Source organism: Pseudomonas sp. LBUM1666 (assembly GCF_059695775.1).
This window is the reverse complement of record NZ_CP166789.1, coordinates 4,882,549-4,903,333: the sequence shown is the minus strand read 5'-3', so window position 1 is coordinate 4,903,333 and position 20,785 is coordinate 4,882,549. Positions and strand designations below refer to the sequence as shown.

The window sequence follows — 20,785 nt, the reverse complement described above, 5'->3', positions numbered from 1 at the left end:
TCAACTGCATGGCGTACCGCTGGATAGCTCCGAGTCATTCTGTGCATACCAGTTGTACGATGTTATTTGCACCCATGAGGGATTTTCCTGTCCAGTCTTCCAATACCTTTACTTGTTCTGGAGACAAGTCGTGACCGTCGAATTCGTCGTCCGGTTGCTGCCAGTTCATCAGAACTCTCAAAGCTTTACGTCGACTGCCAGGGACATCTACGGTAAGAAGCAGATCTTCAGTCTGACGGTCGAAAACCTCTATTACATGTTTCATTTTTCTACTCTCCTTGCCGGATCGGCAGGTTTTGTCTGCTCTCCGGTTTCCGGGTTGTACTCTCCCAGATGTTTTCCTTGTTTCGTGTACAACTCAACCTTGCCATGTTGTGAGTCCCATTCATAAATTTTCCCTGACGGATCCTTCCAGCGTCTGCGTTTTTTTCCGCCGCCCCGCACGGAAGTTTTCATCGGCGCAGGTTTTATATCTGGAAAAGCTGGTAATGCTGTTGGCGCAGGGTGGTACTTCAGGTCTCCCGGGACACTCAGAACGATGTAAACCGGCTGCACCCCCGACCCCACCGGAAACACAAGAATGAAATCCTTGTACTCAGGCGGGTAAACCGGATTCACGATAATGCTATCCGCCGCTTTCGTCGGCGGATAAACCCAAATATGCGGCGCTTGCGGCGCAGCTTCCAGCGCGGGAATACCGAGGATGTCGGAACCATCCACAGCCGGTGTCCAGATCAGTTCAACACCATCCCCCAGATCCGCCACCTGCTGACTGCCGCGCAAACTGAACTGCGCGACATCGACCATTTCCCAATCGCGGTTCTTGCCGGTGTAGAAACCGTATCCCTTGAGACTGCCGTCAGCCTGTTGCTCGACTCTTAGCCGAACACGAGTTCGAGCCTGTTTCAGGGCGCGCAACTGATCTTCGGTATAGAGCGCGCTGTCGCCCAGGCTCGGCGTCCAGAAAAACGCGACCAGGCCGGCCAATATGGCGGTTCCAGCAGCACCGAGTGCTGCGGTGGGAACGGCGATAGTCGGGGCGCGAAGAGCCATTCGACCGATGCAGAGTGAGACGGTGCTGCCGCTGAAGGTTTCGAGATTCAGCAGACCGTCATCGTCTACTTCGCGAGCACCGAGCCAGGCGACTTCACCGTAGTCCTTGAGGCTGTCGGTAGGCACCATTCCCGAAGGATTCGAGTAATCGATGATGGCGTCGGGAAGCTTGCAGGACTTGGCGAATACGCATCCTGCGCGAGTGGCTTCGTGCTTTTTTGCGACAACCTCACGACTCCGTTCGAAGGCGTCTTGCCTTGCGAGCATGGCGTCGTAAGCGTTTTGTCTGGCCTCCCGTGCGGCCAGTTCGGTAGCCGTCATAAAGCGGTGAGTGACGTGATGACCGTCGCCTGACGGTGGGTTCTGAACCCGGGGAATGTCCTTATTGCCAGCCACTGGTCTTCCTTGCGTTCGTACGTCGACAGCCTCCAAAAAAGGGGCTGTGCGACGTTAACGAACGAGACTAATCGTGGCTGTAGGACGAGTCTTGAATGACTCTAAGAGTTGTCTCTGTTTATCAGGATTGCAGAGCGGTGCTCTTGCGACTCGCCGCTGCCGTCACCGCATAACCAATCAATGCCGCCAGTATCGAACCGGTCAAAATCCCCATCCGATCCATCCCGGCGTATTCACTGGCACCCGGCACAAACGCCAGGGAGCCGACAAACAGGCTCATGGTGAAGCCGATGCCGCAGAGGATTGCCACGCCCATCACCTGGCCCCAGTTGGCGCCTTGGGGCAGGGCGGCGATGCCGATTTTCACGGCCAGCCAGGTCAGGCCGAAGACGCCGAGGGTCTTGCCCAGCAGCAGGCCGACCGCGATGCCCATCGGCACGTGGTGGGTGAAGCTTTCGACGGTTACGCCGCTCAGGGACAGGCCGGCGTTGGCGAAGGCGAACAGCGGCAGGATGCCGTAGGCCACCCATGGATGCAGGGCGTGTTCGAGGGTCAGCAGCGGCGAAGGTTCGGCGTTTTTCGTGCGCAGGGGGATGCAGAAGGCCAGAGTCACACCGGCCAGTGTCGCGTGGACGCCGCTCTTGAGCACGCAAACCCAAAGGATCAGGCCAATGATCATGTATGGCCCGAGCTTGACCACCCCGAGCCGGTTCATTGCGATCAGTGCCACGATGCATGTCGCGGCCAGAGACAGCGAAAGGGTCGAGAGCGTACCCGAGTAGAAGATCGCAATGACGATGATTGCGCCGAGGTCGTCAATGATCGCCAAAGTCATCAGGAAAAGCTTCAGCGACACCGGTACCCGCTTACCCAGCAGGGCCAGTACGCCGAGGGCGAAGGCGATGTCGGTGGCCATCGGGATGGCCCAGCCACCCACCGCTGCCGGGTCTTCACGGTTCAGAAACCAGTAGAGCAGCGCCGGAACCACCATGCCGCCGATCGCCGCCGCGCCGGGCAGGACGATTTGCGACGGTTTCGACAGCTGGCCGTCGAGGACTTCGCGCTTTACCTCTAGCCCGATCAGCAGGAAGAACAGGGCCATCAGGCCATCGTTGATCCACAGCAGCGCCGGTTTGGCGATTTGCAACGCTCCGACCTGCGCCACTACAGGAGTGTCCAGAAAACTGCTGTAAAGCCACGACAGCGGGGAATTGTTGATGATCAAAGCCAGGGCAGCAGCGGCGATCAATAACAGTCCGCTGGCAGCTTCCAACTGGAAGAAACGCGTGAAAGTGCTACGCAGAGGCAAGGTCGCTCTCCATCGATGAATTCAAAAGGTGGCACACCCTAACCCGTACCGTTAGTTGTTAAAACAAAAGTTATATTCTTTTTTGTTATATACCGTTACAACGTGAACGATCAGCAGGGACCTGAGCCTAGCAGTTGTCGGGCGGATTGAACCTCAGCTGTATCTGTGCGTGATGTAGGTTTTTTCCTAAGCTTGTTAGCTGAGCCTTGCAACAAGGCCGACTCAACGAGAAAACCACCATGAGCGACAATCGACAGTGGGCCCGCGAAGCCATCCGGATCATCGAGGCCGACTTCCAGCGCAGCGCCGACACCCACCTGATCCCCTTGCCGCTGCCGGGCTTTCCGGGCATCGAGTTGTATTTCAAGGATGAGTCCAGCCATCCCACCGGCAGCCTGAAGCACCGGCTGGCGCGTTCGCTGTTTCTGTATGCGCTGTGTAATGGCTGGCTCAAACCCGGTGCGCCGGTCATTGAAGCATCCAGCGGTTCGACGGCGATTTCCGAGGCGTACTTCGCCAGTTTGCTGGGCTTGCCGTTTATTGCAGTGATGCCGGCGAGCACGTCCAAAGAGAAGATCGCGCAGATCGCTTTCTACGGCGGCAAGAGTCATTTGGTCGATGATCCGACGCAGATCTACGCCGAATCCGAGCGGCTGGCTCGCGAACACGATGGGCATTTCATCGACCAGTTCACCTATGCCGAGCGTGCTACCGATTGGCGGGCGAACAACAACATCGCCGAGTCGATCTTCCAGCAAATGCGCTTCGAGCTGCACCCCGAGCCGAGCTGGCTGATTTCCAGCCCCGGCACTGGCGGCACCACCGCGACGCTGGGCCGTTATGTGCGTTACCGCCAACATTGCACCCGCGTGCTCTGCGCCGATGCCGAGCGCTCGGTGTTCTTCGATTACTACCAGACCGGCGACGCCAGTCTGCGCCTGGATTGCGGTTCGCGGATTGAAGGCATTGGTCGGCCTCGGGTGGAAGCGTCGTTCCTGCCCAAAGTAATCGATGCGATGGTCAAAGTGCCGGACGCGTTGTCTCTGGCGGCCATGCATTATCTGGCGAAGCGTTTGGGACGTCGGGTTGGCGGGTCGAGCGGGACCAACCTGATCGGCGCCTTGATGGCGGCCCAGCAGATGGCGGCGGCGGGGGAGTCGGGGTCAATCGTGGCGATTTTGTGTGATGGCGGCGAGCGTTATGCCACCACCTATTACGATCAGGGTTGGCTCAAGGCCCAGGGGTATGAGTTGAGCGGTTTGATGGATGCCGTGGCGGGGAGTGTCGAGCGCGGTGAGCCGCTGCCGGCCACCGTTCTACGCGCAAACATCTGAGATTGTTCAAACACTGAAGATCCAATGTGGGAGTGAGCCTGCTCGCGATAGCGGTAGATCAGTCAACATCTCTGCTGACTGTTGCTCCGTCATCGCGAGCAGGCTCGCTCCCACAGGTTTTGTGCTGTGTCAAAGAATGCGTATCAGGCTTCGAGGCCGAGGATGTCGCGGGCCACAGCTTCTGCAATCCGAATCCCGTCCACACCTGCCGACAGAATCCCGCCCGCATAACCCGCGCCTTCACCCGCCGGGAACAAGCCTTTCACGTTCAGGCTCTGCATCGACTCGTCACGGGTAATCCGCAGCGGTGACGACGTACGTGTCTCGATCCCGGTCAACACGGCGTCGTGCAGCGAGTAACCGCGAATCTGCTTCTCGAACGCCGGCAGCGCTTCACGAATCGCTTCGATGGCAAACGCCGGCAAGGCCAGCGCCAAATCACCCAAGGCAACCCCCGGTTTGTAGGACGGTTCTACGCTGCCCAACTCGGTGGACGGCTTGCCGGCAATGAAGTCGCCGACCAGTTGCGCCGGCGCTTCGTAGTTGCTGCCGCCCAGCACAAAGGCGTGGGATTCCAGGCGTTCCTGCAACTCGATACCCGCCAGCGGGCCGCCCGGATAATCGACTTCCGGGGTGATCCCGACGACGATCCCGGAGTTGGCGTTGCGCTCGTTACGCGAGTATTGGCTCATGCCATTGGTGACCACGCGACCCGGCTCGGACGTCGCCGCCACCACGGTGCCGCCCGGGCACATGCAGAAGCTGTAGACCGAACGTCCGTTGCTGGCGTGGTGCACCAGTTTGTAGTCGGCGGCCCCGAGTTTCGGGTGGCCGGCGTACTTGCCCAAGCGTGCGCGGTCGATCAGCGACTGCGGGTGTTCGATGCGGAAACCCACCGAAAACGGCTTGGCTTCCATGAACACGCCACGGCCATGCAGCATGCGGAAAGTGTCCCGGGCGCTATGGCCGAGGGCAAGAATCACGTGTTTCGAGTGGATCTGCTCGCCGCCATTGAGCTCGACACCGACCAGTTGGCCGTCCTCGATCAACACATCGGTCACCCGCTGCTGAAAGCGCACTTCGCCACCCAGCGCACGAATCTGCTCACGCATGTTTTCCACAACGCCGGTCAGACGGAACGTACCGATGTGCGGTTTGCTGACGTAGAGGATTTCTTCCGGCGCACCTGCTTTTACGAACTCATGCAGGACTTTGCGACCGATGAATTTCGGGTCCTTGATCTGGCTGTAGAGCTTGCCGTCAGAGAATGTCCCCGCGCCACCTTCACCGAACTGCACGTTGGATTCCGGGTTAAGCACGCCTTTACGCCACAGGCCCCAGGTGTCCTTGGTGCGCTGGCGCACTTCGGTGCCGCGCTCGAGGATGATCGGCTTGAAGCCCATTTGCGCGAGCAGCAGCCCGGCGAAAATCCCGCACGGACCGAAACCCACGACGACAGGACGTTGCTCAAGATCCGCCGGCGCCTGGCCGACCGCTTTGTAGCTGACATCCGGCGCCACGTTGACGTTACGGTCATCGGCGAACGTGTGCAGCACCGCTGCCTCATCGCGAACGTTGAGGTCGATGGTGTAGATGAAGCACAGTTCGGAGGACTTTTTGCGCGCATCGTAGCTGCGCTTGAACAAGGTGAAATCGAGCAGGTCATCACTGGTGATGCCCAGGCGCTGCACGATGGCAGGGCGCAGGTCTTCTTCGGGATGGTCGATCGGCAGCTTGAGTTCGGTGATTCGTAACATGACAGGATCCGGTTCGCGGGGCGCACAACTGCGCCAAGGCGTTTGAAGCCCGCGATTATAAGCCTCAAAGAATGATTCCCGTGAGGCTAAAACGATCAGTCGTTACGCGATCCGCCGAAATACCCGCAGCCACGCTGAACCTGGCCGTCGACGCGCAGTTCGGCGCTCATGTGCTGGACGCTACCGGTGGTGCTGTCGACGCAACGTTGCGGCGCGACCCACAGTTCGATGTGCTGGTTATTGGCTTCGGTGCTGAGGTTGAAGCGGCCATCGCCCAATTGCTCTTCAACGTAGGGCACGGCCAATGGCGGCTGACCGGCGCGCTCGATGACCATGCCTTTGCCACTGACTTTCACGTTCCACTCAGGCCCATGGCCGGCGGCGCGCAGGATAAGCAATTTGAAATTCGGATCGTTGCATGCAGTGCCCGAGCGCTCAACGCGGTACAGCTGCGCAAGATCCAGGCGGCTGTCGACGACCTGCCCGCGTACGTCAGCAAACAGCTTGCCCTGGTCATCGGCCAGGGTCGCGGCCTCTTGCAGGACGCTGGTGCCACCGGTGTCGTTGACCACATAACTGCGCTGTTCATTGCACGGCTGGAACAACAGCTTGCCGTCGGCCGCCGTCAACTGGCCCTGCATGCGGGTCTGGCCCACGTGGGAGGCACTTTCACGCGGGCCGTCGAGCAACTGGCAAGCGGTGAACAACGGAAGCAGGGCAACAAGGACTAAGGAACGGGCAACACGCATCTTTGAGTCTCCAGACAAGTGCCGCCACGTTACTCAGCCTGACCGTTCATCACAAGGGTTTAGCCCACGTGAAAGGTCTGGCCTGTTTGCAGGCCTTCCACACTTTTGGCGTAGGCCAATGCCACATCCGCTGCCGGAACCGGTTTGTAACCACGGAAGTACGGCGCGTACTTACCCATGGCTTCGACCAGTACGTTCGGGCTCACCGAATTGACGCGCAGACCGCGAGGCAGTTCGATCGCTGCAGCACGAACAAAGCTGTCGAGGGCGCCGTTGACCAGCGCTGCCGAGGCGCCGCTGCGAATCGGGTCGTGGCTGAGCACGCCGGTGGTGAAGGTGAACGAGGCGCCGTCATTGGCGAACTCGCGGCCGATCAGCAGCAAATTGACCTGACCCATCAACTTGTCTTTGAGGCCCAGCGCGAAGCTTTCTTCGGTCATTTCACCGAGGGGTGCGAAGGTCACGTTGCCGGCGGCGCAGACCAGTGCATCGAACTTGCCGGTTTTCTCGAACAGCTTGCGTATCGAAGCGCTGTCGCTGATATCCACATTGAAGTCCCCGCTGTTGCGACCGATGCGGATGATCTCGTGACGCTCGGACAGCTCCTTGTCGACCGCCGAACCGATGGTGCCGCCTGCGCCTATCAAAAGAATTTTCATCGTGCTGTTCCTCGAAGTGGTTAAACGAGGTTGAAGTCTAGAGTGGTTTTTTTCATTGATAAGCGCGCTAATAGGCAACCTTTGGTTTTCAAATGGAAACAATCCATGAGCGAAATGGATGATCTGGCGGCGTTCGCGATATTGATTGAAGCAGGAAGTTTCACACTGGCGGCGCAGCAGTTGGGGTGCAGCAAAGGTCAGTTATCCAAGCGCATCAGCCAACTGGAATCGCGGTTTTCAGTGGTGCTGCTGCAACGCACCACCCGCCGTTTGAGCCTGACGGCCGCGGGTGCGGCGCTGTTGCCGCAAGCCCAGGCGCTCGTAGTCCAAGTCGAGAGGGCGCGTCAGGCATTGGCGCGGCTGAAGGACGACATGGCCGGGCCGGTGCGTATGACGGTTCCGGTATCGCTGGGGGAAACCTTCTTCGATGGCTTGTTGCTGGAGTTCTCTGGCAAATATCCCGAGGTGCAGATCGAGCTGGACCTGAGCAACAGTTACCGTGATTTGTCCCGCGACGGGTTTGATCTCGCGGTTCGCTCCGAGGTGGGCAATGACGAGCGCCTGGTGGCCCGGCCGCTATTGGCCTGGCACGAAATGACCTGCGCCAGCCCGGCTTACCTTGAGCAATACGGCGAACCGTTGACGCCTCAAGCTCTCGCTGATCACCGCTGTCTGCTCAACAGTCATTACAGTGGCCGCGAAGAGTGGCTCTATCACCAGCAACACGAGTTGTTGCGGGTTCGCGTGTCGGGACCGTTCGCCAGCAACCATTACAGCCTGCTGAAAAAAGCGGCACTGGCCGGCGCCGGCATTGCGCGGTTGCCGTCCTACTTGCTGCAAGCGGAATTGGCTGACGGACGTTTGCGCTGGCTCCTGCGTGACTATCAGACCCGCTGCATGCCGATGTACCTGGTTCACCCGTATCAGGGAGGGTTACCGAAACGCACCCAAGTGCTGGCGGATTACCTGATCGGCTGGTTCAAGCGCAGCGGTGAAGCGCTGGATCGACTCCAGCACACCACATAGATCCCTGTGGGAGCGAGCCTGCTCGCGAAAACGGTAGGGCAGACAACATTTCTGTTGAATGTGAAATTGCATTCGCGAGCAGGCTCGCTCCCACAGGGTGATCTTCGTGGTCAGGATTCTTGTGGGTCGATTTGATCCAGCGCCCTATTCACCGCCAGTTCGCCAAGCATGATGCTTTGCTGGATGCCGAGCAGCATGTTGCGGTGCGAACCTTCCAGGAAAGCGGCGAAATTGCTGGCCATCACGCTCGCCGATGCCAGTGATTCGCAGGCATGGCCCAGCAGGGTTTGCACATCGATACCAGGCGCGACGACAAACATCGAGCTGGGATTGTGTGGGGGATTGGGTGAGTTCTTGAACATAAGTTTGTGCTCGCTGTAAGGGCTACGCCCGGTTCGCGACTAAACGAATGGGTGGCAGCTGTATGCAGGTTAGTCGACCGATGAGCACAGAAACTCGGCGCGCCCGAAGGCGCCCTGCACACAGCCGCCATCAAGTGCAGGGAAGGGATACCTGACTTTTTGGCGCTTATGCGTTTCTGTGCAAAACAACCGAGCGACTAAACCCGACCACTGATGAGCAGTGGCAGGGAAACGATAGAGACCGGGCCCCGGGCGCACAAGCCGGCGGATTCTGGCGTACCTGTAGGCAACGACGCAAGGCGATGTAGCTTGCAGGAAGTAACACTGACACTGATTAAACACGCTGCCCAAAACTCCACAAATCCCCTGTGGGAGCGAGCTTGCTCGCGATGAGGCCGTGTCAGTCAACTTAAATGCTGAATGTAAAACCGCAATCGCGAGCAAGCTCGCTCCCACAGGGGATCTTCATTGTTGTTGAGGTTATGGCGGGCATAAAAAAACGGCCCGAAGGCCGTTTTTTTGTTTACCGCAAAGACTCAACCACCCAAGTACGCTTCACGCACCTTCGGATCAGTCAGCAGCGCTTCACCCGTGCCTGTCATCACCACCCGGCCGTTCTCCAGAACGTACGCGCGGTCGGCAATTTTCAGCGCCTGGTTGGCGTTCTGCTCCACCAAAAACACCGTTACACCGTCCTTGCGCAGCTGTTCGATGATGTCGAAGATCTGCTGGATGATGATCGGTGCCAGGCCCAACGAAGGTTCGTCGAGCAGCAACAGCTTGGGCTTGCTCATCAGCGCTCGGCCGATGGCGAGCATTTGCTGTTCGCCGCCGGACATGGTGCCGCCGCGTTGGGCAAAGCGTTCTTTCAGGCGTGGGAAAAGTCCGAGAACCTTGTCCATCTGTTCCTGATAGTCGCCCTTGTTGGTAAAGAATCCGCCCATGGACAGGTTCTCTTCCACGGTCAAGCGGGCGAACACCCGACGACCTTCCGGCACGACCGCGATACTTTTACGCATGATCTGCGACGAGTCCTGGCCGACGAGCTCTTCACCCATGTAGCGGATGCTGCCGCTGTGGGCTTGCGGCGAACCGCAGAGGGTCATCAGCAAGGTCGACTTGCCGGCACCGTTGGCACCGATCAGCGTCACGATCTCGCCTTGGCGGACTTCGACGTTGACGCTGTGCAGGGCCTGGATCTTGCCGTAGAAGGTGGAAACGTTTTCGAATTGCAGCATTTACGCTTCCCCCAGGTAGGCTTTGATCACTTCAGGATTGTCGCGGATCTGTTCCGGCGTGCCGTTGGCCAGAGGCGTGCCCTGGTTGATCACGACGATGTGGTCGGAAATGCTCATGACCAGTTTCATGTCGTGTTCGATCAGCAGCACGGTGACGTTGTGCTCTTCACGCAGCATGCTGATCAGCGCCTTCAGGTCTTCGGTTTCCTTCGGGTTCAGGCCGGCGGCCGGTTCGTCGAGCATGAGGATCCGCGGACGGGTCATCATGCAGCGAGCGATTTCCAGACGACGTTGCTGACCGTAGGCCAGGGTGCCGGCCGGGCGGTTGGCGAACTGCGTGAGGTTGACCTTGTCCAGCCAGAATTCGGCGAATTCCATGGCCTCGCGTTCGCTTTTGCGGAACCCCGGGGTCTTGAACAGGCCGGACAGGAAGTTGGTGTTCAGGTGACGGTGCTGCGCGATCAAGAGGTTCTCGACCGCGGTCATGTCCTTGAACAACCGTACGTTCTGGAAGGTCCGCACCACGCCTTTGAGGGCGATCTTGTGACCCGGCAGGCCTTCGATCGGCTCGCCGTCCAAAAGGATGCTGCCGCCACTCGGCTTGTAGAAACCGGTCAGGCAGTTGAACACCGTGGTTTTGCCGGCGCCGTTAGGGCCGATCAGTGCAACCACTTGTTTTTCTTTAACAGTCAGGGCCACGCCGTTGACCGCCAGCAAACCGCCGAAGCGCATGCTCAGATTTTCGACTTTAAGGATCTCGCGGCTCATTTGCGCAGCTCCATGTGAGGACGTTGCATGGGCAGCAGGCCTTGAGGACGCCAGATCATCATCAGCACCATCAAGGCGCCGAACATCAACATGCGGTATTCGCTGAACTCACGCATCATTTCCGGCAGCAGGATCATCACTACGGCAGCGAGTATCACGCCCAGCTGCGAGCCCATGCCACCCAATACGACGATGGCGAGAATGATCGCCGACTCGATGAAGGTGAACGACTCCGGTGTCACCAGACCCTGACGGGCAGCGAAGAAGCTGCCGGCAAAACCGGCGAAACTGGCGCCCAGTGTGAAGGCCGACAGCTTGATGACCGTAGGATTGAGACCCAGAGCACGGCAGGCGATTTCGTCTTCACGCAACGCTTCCCAGGCTCGACCCAGCGGCATGCGCAGCAAGCGGTTGATGACGAACAGCGCACCGAGGGCCAGCAACAGCGCAACCAGGTACAGGAAAATCACCTTGTTGATCGAGTTGTATGCCAAGCCGAAGTACTCGTGGAACGTCTGCATGCCTTCGGCAGCTTTACGTTCGAAGGTCAGGCCGAAGAACGTTGGTTTCTCGATGTTGCTGATGCCGTTCGGGCCACCGGTGAGACCGGTCAGGTTACGCAGGAACAGACGGATGATTTCACCGAAACCCAGGGTCACGATCGCCAGGTAGTCACCGCGCAGGCGCAGTACCGGGAAGCCGAGCAGGAAGCCGAAGGTGGCCGCCATCAGGCCGGCGATCGGCAGGCAGATCCAGAAGCTCAGACCGTAGTAGTGCGACAGCAGCGCATAACTGTAGGCACCGACGGCGTAGAAACCGACGTAACCGAGGTCGAGCAGACCGGCCAGACCGACCACGATGTTCAGGCCCAGGCCGAGCATCACGTAGATCAGCACCAGGGTGGCGATATCCACCGCACCGCGAGAGCCGAAGAACGGCCAGACCAGGGCGCCGGCGATCAACGCAATGATGATCCAGCGCTGAGTGGTCGGCAGGGTCAGGAAGTTACTGGCCTTGGCCGGAATCAGCGGCATGTTTGGCGAAGAACGCCAGGCCGAGCTGATCTGCTGATCGAACAGCACACGCAGGAACATCAGGACCGAGCACACGGCGATGGTGATCAGCGTTGCATTGCTGGTGCCATGGACTTCGAGGTTGATGCCGACGATGGTCAGCTTCAGACCCAGTACCGGGTAGGCAACCGCCCACACCAGCAAGGCGCTGAACAACGCCTGTTTAAGATTCCTAGTCATACTTTCTCAACCTCCGGACGGCCCAGCAGGCCGGTTGGCCGGAACAACAACACCAGAACCAATAGGCCGAACGCGACAACGTCCTTGTACTGGTCGCCGAAGATATCGGCACCGAAGGCTTCCGCCACACCGAGCACCAGCCCGCCGAGCATGGCGCCGGGGATGCTGCCGATACCGCCCAGTACCGCGGCGGTGAAGGCCTTGAGGCCGACTAGGAAACCGGCGTTCGGGTTGATCACGCCGTATTGCATGCTCAACAGCACGGCCGCGATGGCCGCCAGGGCAGCACCGATGACGAAGGTCAGGGCGATGATGTTGTTGGTGTTGATACCCAGCAGGTTGGCCATCTTGATGTCTTCGGCACAGGCGCGGCAGGCGCGACCCAGGCGAGAGCGGGAGATGAACAGCGTCAGGCCGAGCATGGCGAGCAACGTCACCACGAACACCACGATTTGCATGTAGGAAATCAGCACTTCATGTGCGCCACCTGGCCCGAAAGCAATGTTGCCCGGAATCAGGTTGGGGATGGATTTGTCCTTGGAGTCTTGCGCCAGCAGAACCGTGTTCTGCAGGAAGATCGACATGCCGATGGCGGAAATCAGCGGGATCAGACGGTTGCTGCCGCGCAAGGGGCGGTAGGCGATCCGTTCGATGCTGTAGCCATAGGCACTGGTCACGACGATGGTCGCGAGAAAAGCGGCGGTCATCAACAGCGGAACACTGTCGAGTCCCAGCATGGCCAGCCCGGCGATGGCGATGAACGCCACGTAGGAACCAATCATGTACACCTCGCCGTGGGCGAAGTTGATCATTCCAATGATGCCGTAAACCATCGTATAGCCGATGGCGATCAGGGCATATGTGCTGCCAATGGTCAGACCATTAACCAGCTGTTGGAAGAAGTGATAGATGTCAGGCATTACAGCGCTCCTAAAAACCTGATACGCATTTCACTGGTGGAGTCATTTTCCCGCTCGAGCCCCGTGGATCTGCATCCACTTCGAACGCGAGGTTTGCCAGCGAACCGCTGATGACGGTTTTGAGATTTTCAGGTGGGGAGACTGGCGGATCACGCCAGCGCGGCCCAATACGTTCGTAAAACAAAGCCCACGGCACGCCGTGGGCTTTATTGGCAGTCAGTCAGGCAACGCCTTACTGAGGCTTGGCTTCAGTTTTAGGTTTGCCGAAGTGCCACTCGTAAACCACAAATTTGAAGTCTTTCAAGTCGCCTTTGTCGTCGAAGCTCAGGTCGCCGGTCGGAGTCTTGAAGGTGCCTGCGTGGATGGCAGCAGCCACCTTGGCAGTATCTTCGGACTTGGCAGCCTTGATACCGTCGGCAATCACGGTCACAGCCGAGTAGGCCGGGAACACGAACGGACCGCTCGGGTCTTCTTTCTTGGCTTTGAACGCGTCAGCCAGGGCGATGTTGGCCGGATCCTGGTCGAAGGATTTCGGCAGGGTCACCAGCAGACCTTCGGAAGCGTCTTTGGCGATCTGCGAAATGGAGTCGTTACCCACGCCTTCCGGACCCATGAACTTGGCTTTCAGGCCTTTTTCCTGTGCTTGGCGCAGGATCAGACCCAGCTCTGGGTGGTAGCCGCCGTAGTAGACGAAGTCGACGTTGGCTTGCTTGAGCTTGGAGATCATCGAAGAGAAGTCTTTGTCGCCGGCGTTGATGCCTTCGAACACGGCAACCTTGACGTTTTTGCCTTCCAGGGTTTTCTTCACGGCGGTGGCGATGCCTTCACCGTATTGCTGTTTGTCGTGCAGAACAGCAACGATCTTCGGTTTTACGAAGTCGGCAATGTAGTTACCGGCGGCAGGGCCTTGGGCGCTGTCCAGACCGATGGTACGGAAGATCATTTTGTAACCACGGGCGGTGATGTCCGGGCTGGTGGCAGCCGGGGTGATCATGATCACGCCTTCGTCTTCGTAGATGTCCGAAGCCGGTTGGGTGGAGCTGGAGCACAGGTGACCGACCACGAACTTGACGCCGTCGTTGACGACTTTGTTCGCGACCGCTACCGCTTGTTTTGGATCACAGGCGTCATCGTATTCAACGGCTTCGAGTTTCTTGCCGTCTACGCCGCCTTTGGCGTTGATCTGTTCGATGGCCATTTTGGCGCCACTGAACTGCATGTCGCCGTATTGGGCTACAGGGCCGGTTTTAGGGCCGGCGATGCCGATCTTGATGGTGTCAGCTGCGAACGAATGGCTGGCAACCCCGGCCAGAACCATAGCGGCAAACAGTTTGGAAATCTGCTTAGTAGCCTTAGTCATAGTGCTCCACTCTTACTGTTGTAGTTTTTATAGTCCTGGCGCCGTAGCAGCAGAACCGGGTCAGATATCTTCGATATCCTCCGGAAAATGCCCCCGGCAACTGTACCGGTACAGTGTAGAGCGCCAATTGTTAGCCTGGGAAGCTGGCGCCAGGGGGCAAAACCTGAGGGTGTCGCTTTTTTGAAAGAAAAAGACAGAATGGCGGCGGGGGTTATAGCTGAAATATCAGCATTCCTTGGCTTTCCTGCTGTTTTCAATCGGTAACTCAATTGCATCCGGGTTTTTCTGCCAGACCACCAACGTTATGATTACGTCGATTTCTTTTCCGGACAGGACCCATGACTCAAGAACCTAGCACCCTCTATGCCAAGCTGCTTGGTGAAACCGCATCTATTACCTGGAAGGAGCTTGAGCCGTTCTTCGCCAAGGGTGCCCTATTGTGGGTCGACCCCGGCCTGGATTTGATTGCTGCAGCGGAGGCAGTCGCGACCGATGAAGGCGAGAAAGTGGCTGCCTGGCTGGCCGCCGACAAGGTCGCCAAGCTGTCTGAAACGCGGGCGCTGGATCTTTTTGAACGCGATCCGGAGCTGTGGGCAGTGGTCGTTTCGCCGTGGATTCTGATCCAGGAAAGGGCGACGAGCTGAAGGCTTGCACTCTATTGGTGCGTGGCTTTGTCGGGCAAAAGTGTGTAGCCGAGTAGCGTGATGGCATGTTGCCGTAGAGAAAGGCCACAGAAGGGTCTTGGCGAGGGTGACGTAAACGTAACGGGAACAGTTTATTGAGCAGCCTTGTGGTTGCTTAATTGTTTCTGAATGTTGGGATTTAGTATGAATCTGATGCCACCATCGCGAGCAAGCTCGCTCCCACAGGGGACCGCGTTCTTTCAGAAGAATGCGATCAAATGTGGGAGCGAGCTTGCTCGCGATTGGGGCGCCGCTGGTTAAGCAGTTCTACCGGTATGGTTATTCAGCGAAATAACCTTGGTCTTGCCAATCCGGTGACGATAGATCTCGCGCAAGTACTTGATCGACTTCTTCACGCAGTCCCGGGACAGACGAATGTCATTGATCGAGACGAACTTGTCTTTGTCGTTGATCAGCTCGCGGTACTTCTTCTCGTACATCGGTTTGATCGCGTACCAGTTGGTATCGAGGATCTTCGCCGGGTTCTCGAACTCATTCAGCAGTTCGTCGATACGGTCTTCGTCGAACTCTTCATTAATGATGAAGTCCAGGATCGAGTTATCCAGAGTCTCGTCAAAGCGGTACGGGTTTTTCGCGAAACAACGCTTGATGAAGGCCACGATCAGCGTCAGGAAATCGTCCGACAGGCACGGGCTCTTGGCGATCAGGGTGGTCAGCGACAGGTTGGCCGAGGCGCCGATGACCAGCGCATACCGCTTGAGCGTGGTGTTCGGGAACAGGCTGTTAAGGTGAGTCTTCAACCGGTTCAAGTCCATGTAGGACAGCTTGTAGTCCTTCGGCAGCGAAACAATCGAGACCACCGACGAGCAGTTCTTGAAGAAGTGCAGGTCGTGCAACGCGGCCGCGTCGTATCCCGAATTCTTGTACTGCTCCAGCGAGGCGCGATAGCGCTTGGATTCGATCGGCAACAGGCTGATGCCTTCGATTGCCTGGGTCACTTTGTTGAAGTGCGGCAAGTCGATGGAGCGGAAGAACAGGTCGTCGATGTTCAGGCGCTGCGGTTCTTTCTCGAACACCTTGAACTTGTCGCTGCTCGGTGGCGGAGTTTCCGGCACCACGGACTCGGCATAGGCAATGGCTACAGGGCCGGCCAGGCTCATGAACAGGTCGTTGGCGTCCAGGCGAATGGTTTCGCCAATGTCGATGCCAGCCCGACGGAAATAGTTCTGGTCGTAATCGGTGGTCACCGCTTGCGCCGTCAGAATGTTGAAGATCTGCTGTGAGATGTACTGGTTGGCGTGCTTTTCCATCGCGTTGACGTCGATGTTCTGGATGTTGCCGTCATCGCTTTCTTCGGCGTAACGCATGATGTCGTTGGAGATCAGCATCATGGCGTTCCATGGGCGAATACGGCCCATGACACTGGCTTCGCTGCTGTCTTCGTTGGCGAAGTTGTAGGAGAAGTCCCACTCTTCCGACAGGTATTTACACAGCAGACGACCGGCGTTGATGTGCAGCGCCTCGGACATTTCGCTGCGGTGATCGGAAATGTTCGGTAACACGCAAATGCCGCTGGTGAAGATCGGCTCGAAGACGAAGGAATGACCGCTTTTGCCGTCGTGCTCGTCCATCGGCTTGGTGTCGAACGTCTTGTTCATATACGAGTGCTGCTGGGCCAGACCGAACTCCGAGGCCATGCCCGAACCGGTACCGCCACCGGCACTGAAGATCGAGAAATACAGGCGCGACTGGTTGGCCTTGATCCCGCAGCTGTCGATCAGGTACGAGTGAATCATCTTCCAGTCTGGGCTGGAGAAACGCTGGGTGTCCTTGTTCAGGATGATCTTGGCCAGGTACTGACCGAGGATCGGGGCGTTACCGGCGCCACCGGCGTGGACTTCCGACAAGTCCATGATCTTCATTTTGCTGTAGTCGCGCAGGAAACCGCTTTTTTCGCCCTTGCGCGAGAAACGGATGCGGCCGGCGATGTCTTTGTCCAGGTCGCCGAGCATGACCAGCGGTTCTACCAGGAACACCGGTTTGGTGGCCTTGTTCGGCCCCAGACGCAGGTTGTTGCGAATCCACTGTGCCGGGCTGTAGCCCTTTTCGGCGAAGCGCTTGTCCGGCGACAGGCGATCTTCGTTGTTGAATTCGTTGAGGTAGAACTTGCGGGCGTTGTACACCAGCTCCGCGACGTCCAGCGCGATGTTCGAGCCGCAGCGGCCCAGGCCGATCAGGCACACCGACGGGAACTCCTGATCGCTGTGCTGTTCGCTGTCGCCTTCCAGATGCGGTGGGCGCGGGAATACCATGTCGCGCAGACCGTCGAGGTTGTCGAGGATGCGGTCGGTATTGGTTTCGGTGAAGTAAAGGTATTGCTGAGTTGCCAGCGGGCGCGATGGCATTAATGGCTTCGACGGTGTGGAGCTGTTTGCCGCGGGGCTCAACGTCAGATCGGATATCGCAGTGGCCGGATTATTTTTAGAAGTCATTGTGCGCCATGTACCTGGGCTGGTTGGTTGGGCGACACGATGTCGTCGAACCATCACGGATGGGATCTCGCGTCTTTTTCAGCGCGTGTTTGGCCCAAGCGTCAGGGCCTTGGCCTGAGCATCGCTCGGGGGAATCCTTTCCTAAGTCATGATGAATCGGCCAATATTTACCGATCTTTAATCAAAAGGAGGCCAAATGATGGCAGCGTTACCTTCACTCGGGTTTGCCGGGGTGGGCCTGATGGGCTTGCCGATGTGCCAGCGCCTGCTGGCCGCGGGTTATCCGCTGACGGTGTGGAACCGCAATCCAGCCAAGTGCGCGCCGCTGGTCGAGGCCGGCGCACGACAGGTCGCCACGCCGGCTGAGCTGTGCCAGCACGCCGACGTGGTGATGTTGTGCCTGGCGGACACGTCGGTGGTTCGTGAGGTGGTGTTTGGCGCGGCAGGGATTGCGCAAGGTGCGAAAAGCGGTCAATTGCTGGTGGATTTTTCCAGCCTGGAACCTACCGCGACGCGGGAAATGGCGACAGCGCTGGTCAGCCAAACCGGTATGAGCTGGCTGGATGCACCAGTGTCCGGTGGAGTGGTCGGCGCCGAGGCCGGCAGCCTGGCGATCATGGTGGGCGGTGAAACGGCGGATCTTGAGCGCGTCAGGCCTGTGCTGTTGAGCCTCGGCCAGCGCGTGACCCACATGGGCGCCGTCGGAGCGGGGCAGGTGACCAAGGCTTGTAATCAGATGATTGTCGCCTGCAATGCGCTGGTCATCGCCGAAGTGGTGGCGTTGGCCGAGCGTTCCGGCGTCGACGCCCGTCTGATCGCCGAGGCGCTGGCCGGTGGTTTCGCCGATTCAAAGCCGTTGCAGATCCTTGTTCCGCAAATGGCCGAAAGCCGTTTCGAACCGGTGAAATGGCATGTGCGCACGCTGCTCAAGGACCTCGACACAGCGGTGAAATTTTCCCGTGAGCAAGGCTCGGCCACGCCGATCAGTGGACTGGCCGCACAACTGATGCGCCTGCATGGGGGCCAGGGGTTTCTGGAAAAAGATCCGTCGACGTTAGTGCAGATGTACCGCGAACCAGACTCAAAGGGCTGACCGTGTGCGAGTGCTTGCGCTGGTTGATTTCGCTCAGCACGGGACGCAATTGCGCCAGCGGTACCGGACGACTGAGCAGGTAGCCCTGCACGAAGTCGCAGCCGTTACGCTCCAGAAACTCGTATTGCTCAAGGGTTTCGACGCCTTCGGTCACCACCTGCAAATGCAGCGTGTGGGCCATGACGATGATCGCTTGAACGATTTCCATGTCCTGGGTGGCCTTGGGAATGTCCTGGATGAACGAGCGGTCGATCTTCAGCGTGTTGAGTGGCAGCCGTTTGAGATAGGCCAGTGATGAGTAACCGGTGCCGAAGTCATCAATCGACAGCGACACGCCGAGGGCACGAATCTGGCGCAGCAACACCAGCGTATCGGCGATGTTGCCCATCAGCGCATTTTCGGTCACTTCCAGTTCCAGCCGCTGTGGCGCCACTCCGGCGACCCGCAGCGCGTGTTCGATTTCATCGGCCAATTCTTCGCGTGCCAGGTTCAGGGGCGAGCAGTTCACGGCGATGTGGAGTTCTTCGCAACCCTGACGCGACAACTCGCCCAGATCCTCACAGGCTTTGCGCAGGACCCAGTTGTCCAGTTCGGCGATCAGGCCGTTGGCCTCGGCGATGGCAATGAACCGGTCCGGTGCCAGCAGTCCGTGAACCGGATGTTGCCAGCGGACCAGCGCTTCAAGCTTGCTGACCTGAGCGTTTTTCAGGTCGTAGATCGGTTGGTAATAGAGCATCAGCCCGGTGTTTTCGCGCAGGGCGTGGCGCAGTTCTTCTTCGAGTTGCAGTTCCAGCGTCGCGCGGGTTTTCAGGTTTTCGCTGAAGAAATTCAGGCCGTTGCGCCCGCTGTCCTTGGACTGATACAGCGCCAGGTCAGCGTTTTTCAGCAACTCTTCACAGGTCTTGCCATCTTCCGGAAACACGCTGATGCCGATACTGGTGGTCATGACCATGCGCCGCCCGGACAGCTCGATGGGCTCCTTCATTTTCGCCATGATGCGCTGGGCCATGTGCCGCGCTTCATCACGATCATGCAGGCCGATGAGGATGCAAAACTCGTCGCCTCCGAAGCGCGCAACCACATCTTCGTGGCTGCGCACCGAGCACTTTATGTGGTTGGCCAGGACTTTGAGCAATTCGTCGCCGGCATCATGCCCGAGGCTGTCGTTGATCCGCTTGAAATGGTCGATGTCGAGGAACAGCACCGCCAGCATGCCGCCTTCGTTGGTTTTCTCGATGAGTTTTTCGGCAAAAATCTGGTTGAAGCCACGGCGGTTGATCAGGTTGGTCAAGGGGTCGTAGTGCGCCACCTGTTGTAACGACATCCTCGCCTGGTCCAGTTGACTGAGCAGGGCGTTGACCCGCTGCAGATCGTGTTCCTTGTTTTGCAGCTTCTTGTCCGCCATCGCCGCGCTGATGCTGCTACCGATGATCAGCAGCGTCATGACCGCCACCGTCAGACCCAGTTGCAGATGATTGTTTACGTCGGGCAGCGGCTGAAGGCTGGCGTCAGGCAGCACCAGGTTGAGCGCCGCCATGCCGGTGAAGTGCATGCTGACGATGCCGGCCCCGAGCACCAGGCTGGCGGTGTATTTGAGTAGTTGATGTAACACACCGCTGCCTTCGCGCAGGTGACTGGAAATCAACAATGCGGCCAGGCTTGCGCCAATTGCGATCACGATGGAGAGGGCAAACAGGACGGGTTGGTAATAGGCCGTCGCATCCGACCGCATGGCGGCCATGCCCACGTAATGCATGGTCGCGATGCCCAGGCCTATCCACACGGCGGCGCGCAAGTATTGCCAGAAACTCAGATGAGGATGGCTGAGGGTATGCATCGCCAGCCACGAGGCCGTCAGCGCGAACAACAGTGAGATCAGAGTGATGGGCAGCTGGTAGTGGATTTCGATCGGCGCCTGGAACGCCAGCATGCTGATGAAGTGCATGGCCCAGATACCGCCCGCCAGACACCCGGCACCGACCCAGCACCAGAGACGTTGGGATCCTGATTTTTCTGCATGGCCAACCCGTTCGGTTATGTCCAGCGTGGCGAAGCCGGCCACACAGGCGACCACATAGGCCAGTAACACCAGAAAGGGGTTATGAGCGCAATTGAGTATGACCTGCCCGGTCTCTGGCAGTTGGGTAGTGAAATATAAAGCAGGCCACTCCATCGTACGCCCCGCATCCATCTTTCTGGCCGACACCATGAACCTGGTGAATGCGTTGGAGTATAGGTGTCATGCACAGAGTGCAAGCGGTAGTGGCATATTGATCTTAATGATTTTGGAATGAGCCGCTGAATGTTTAGAAGTAAAATGTTGCATGGGCGGTGCCTCATTACATGGGGTGCTATCACCTTTACGAATAATT

At 58.3% G+C, this 20,785-nt stretch carries 18 protein-coding genes; 4 read left to right on the top strand and 14 right to left on the bottom strand.

Annotated elements, in window-relative coordinates; translation table 11 throughout:
• Nucleotides 1-34: 34 nt before the first annotated feature.
• The 3 genes from ACA056_RS22480 to nhaA form a co-directional block, all read right to left on the bottom strand.
• The gene (locus tag ACA056_RS22480; protein WP_253437452.1) at nt 35-265 is read right to left on the bottom strand and encodes a DUF7683 domain-containing protein; all 231 of its coding nucleotides are present in this window, start codon (nt 263-265) and stop codon (nt 35-37) included.
• Nucleotides 262-1,449, bottom strand: coding sequence for a colicin E3/pyocin S6 family cytotoxin (locus ACA056_RS22475; protein ID WP_497267881.1), 1,188 nt, complete (start codon nt 1,447-1,449; stop codon nt 262-264). Before ACA056_RS22475 ends, ACA056_RS22480 begins: the two co-directional genes overlap by 4 nt.
• A 121-nt stretch (nt 1,450-1,570) precedes the next feature.
• Entirely contained in the window at nt 1,571-2,758 is a 1,188-nt protein-coding gene (gene nhaA / locus ACA056_RS22470; protein ID WP_497267879.1) for a Na+/H+ antiporter NhaA, read from the bottom strand.
• A 239-nt stretch (nt 2,759-2,997) separates the two neighbouring features.
• Between nhaA and ACA056_RS22465 the strand changes: the two genes are divergently transcribed.
• The gene (locus ACA056_RS22465; RefSeq protein ID WP_497267877.1) at nt 2,998-4,092 is read left to right on the top strand and encodes a PLP-dependent cysteine synthase family protein; all 1,095 of its coding nucleotides are present in this window, start codon (nt 2,998-3,000) and stop codon (nt 4,090-4,092) included.
• 143 nt (nt 4,093-4,235) lie between these two features.
• On the opposite strand, the gene ACA056_RS22460 is transcribed toward ACA056_RS22465, so the two are convergent.
• The 3 genes from ACA056_RS22460 to ACA056_RS22450 form a co-directional block, all read right to left on the bottom strand.
• The gene (locus tag ACA056_RS22460; RefSeq protein WP_150654887.1) at nt 4,236-5,849 is read right to left on the bottom strand and encodes an NAD(P)/FAD-dependent oxidoreductase; all 1,614 of its coding nucleotides are present in this window, start codon (nt 5,847-5,849) and stop codon (nt 4,236-4,238) included.
• A 95-nt stretch (nt 5,850-5,944) separates the two neighbouring features.
• Nucleotides 5,945-6,598 (bottom strand): COG3650 family protein, encoded by a 654-nt coding sequence (locus ACA056_RS22455; protein ID WP_497267875.1) that lies wholly within the window; start codon nt 6,596-6,598, stop codon nt 5,945-5,947.
• Nucleotides 6,599-6,657: 59 nt separating this feature from the next.
• Nucleotides 6,658-7,257, bottom strand: coding sequence for a short chain dehydrogenase (locus tag ACA056_RS22450; RefSeq protein ID WP_497267873.1), 600 nt, complete (start codon nt 7,255-7,257; stop codon nt 6,658-6,660).
• Nucleotides 7,258-7,362: 105 nt separating this feature from the next.
• Here ACA056_RS22450 and ACA056_RS22445 point away from each other — a divergent pair, with 105 nt between their 5' ends.
• The gene (locus tag ACA056_RS22445) at nt 7,363-8,283 is read left to right on the top strand and encodes a LysR family transcriptional regulator (protein ID WP_497267871.1); all 921 of its coding nucleotides are present in this window, start codon (nt 7,363-7,365) and stop codon (nt 8,281-8,283) included.
• 110 nt (nt 8,284-8,393) lie between these two features.
• Here ACA056_RS22445 and ACA056_RS22440 read toward each other — a convergent pair whose 3' ends face one another.
• The 6 genes from ACA056_RS22440 to ACA056_RS22415 form a co-directional block, all read right to left on the bottom strand.
• Nucleotides 8,394-8,645 carry a DUF6124 family protein gene (locus ACA056_RS22440; protein WP_497267869.1) on the bottom strand — a complete coding sequence of 84 codons (252 nt, stop codon included), beginning with the start codon at nt 8,643-8,645 and terminating at the stop codon, nt 8,394-8,396.
• Nucleotides 8,646-9,181: 536 nt separating this feature from the next.
• Nucleotides 9,182-9,883, bottom strand: a complete 702-nt coding sequence (locus ACA056_RS22435; RefSeq protein ID WP_083374874.1) for an ABC transporter ATP-binding protein — start codon at nt 9,881-9,883, stop codon at nt 9,182-9,184.
• Complete coding sequence (gene livG, locus ACA056_RS22430; RefSeq protein ID WP_348126016.1) at nt 9,884-10,651, bottom strand: high-affinity branched-chain amino acid ABC transporter ATP-binding protein LivG; 768 nt, start codon at nt 10,649-10,651, stop codon at nt 9,884-9,886.
• A complete protein-coding gene (locus ACA056_RS22425) occupies nt 10,648-11,904 on the bottom strand; it encodes a high-affinity branched-chain amino acid ABC transporter permease LivM (protein WP_497267866.1) in 1,257 nt (418 codons plus the stop codon). Before ACA056_RS22425 ends, livG begins: the two co-directional genes overlap by 4 nt.
• Complete coding sequence (gene livH, locus ACA056_RS22420) at nt 11,901-12,824, bottom strand: high-affinity branched-chain amino acid ABC transporter permease LivH (protein WP_497267864.1); 924 nt, start codon at nt 12,822-12,824, stop codon at nt 11,901-11,903. Before livH ends, ACA056_RS22425 begins: the two co-directional genes overlap by 4 nt.
• A 232-nt stretch (nt 12,825-13,056) precedes the next feature.
• Entirely contained in the window at nt 13,057-14,184 is a 1,128-nt protein-coding gene (locus tag ACA056_RS22415) for a branched-chain amino acid ABC transporter substrate-binding protein (protein ID WP_497267862.1), read from the bottom strand.
• A gap of 338 nt (nt 14,185-14,522) precedes the next feature.
• Between ACA056_RS22415 and ACA056_RS22410 the strand changes: the two genes are divergently transcribed.
• The gene (locus tag ACA056_RS22410; RefSeq protein WP_033059033.1) at nt 14,523-14,828 is read left to right on the top strand and encodes a DUF2288 domain-containing protein; all 306 of its coding nucleotides are present in this window, start codon (nt 14,523-14,525) and stop codon (nt 14,826-14,828) included.
• A 296-nt stretch (nt 14,829-15,124) separates the two neighbouring features.
• Here the strand turns inward: ACA056_RS22410 and ACA056_RS22405 are convergent, their stop codons facing one another.
• Entirely contained in the window at nt 15,125-17,320 is a 2,196-nt protein-coding gene (locus tag ACA056_RS22405; RefSeq protein WP_497267860.1) for a hypothetical protein, read from the bottom strand.
• A gap of 196 nt (nt 17,321-17,516) precedes the next feature.
• On the opposite strand from ACA056_RS22405, the gene ACA056_RS22400 reads away from it, so the two are divergent.
• A complete protein-coding gene (locus ACA056_RS22400; RefSeq protein WP_497267858.1) occupies nt 17,517-18,413 on the top strand; it encodes an NAD(P)-dependent oxidoreductase in 897 nt (298 codons plus the stop codon).
• Here ACA056_RS22400 and ACA056_RS22395 read toward each other — a convergent pair.
• Nucleotides 18,304-20,586, bottom strand: a complete 2,283-nt coding sequence (locus tag ACA056_RS22395) for a putative bifunctional diguanylate cyclase/phosphodiesterase (RefSeq protein ID WP_497267856.1) — start codon at nt 20,584-20,586, stop codon at nt 18,304-18,306. The genes ACA056_RS22400 and ACA056_RS22395 overlap by 110 nt on opposite strands.
• Between the last annotated feature and the right edge of the window lie 199 nt (nt 20,587-20,785).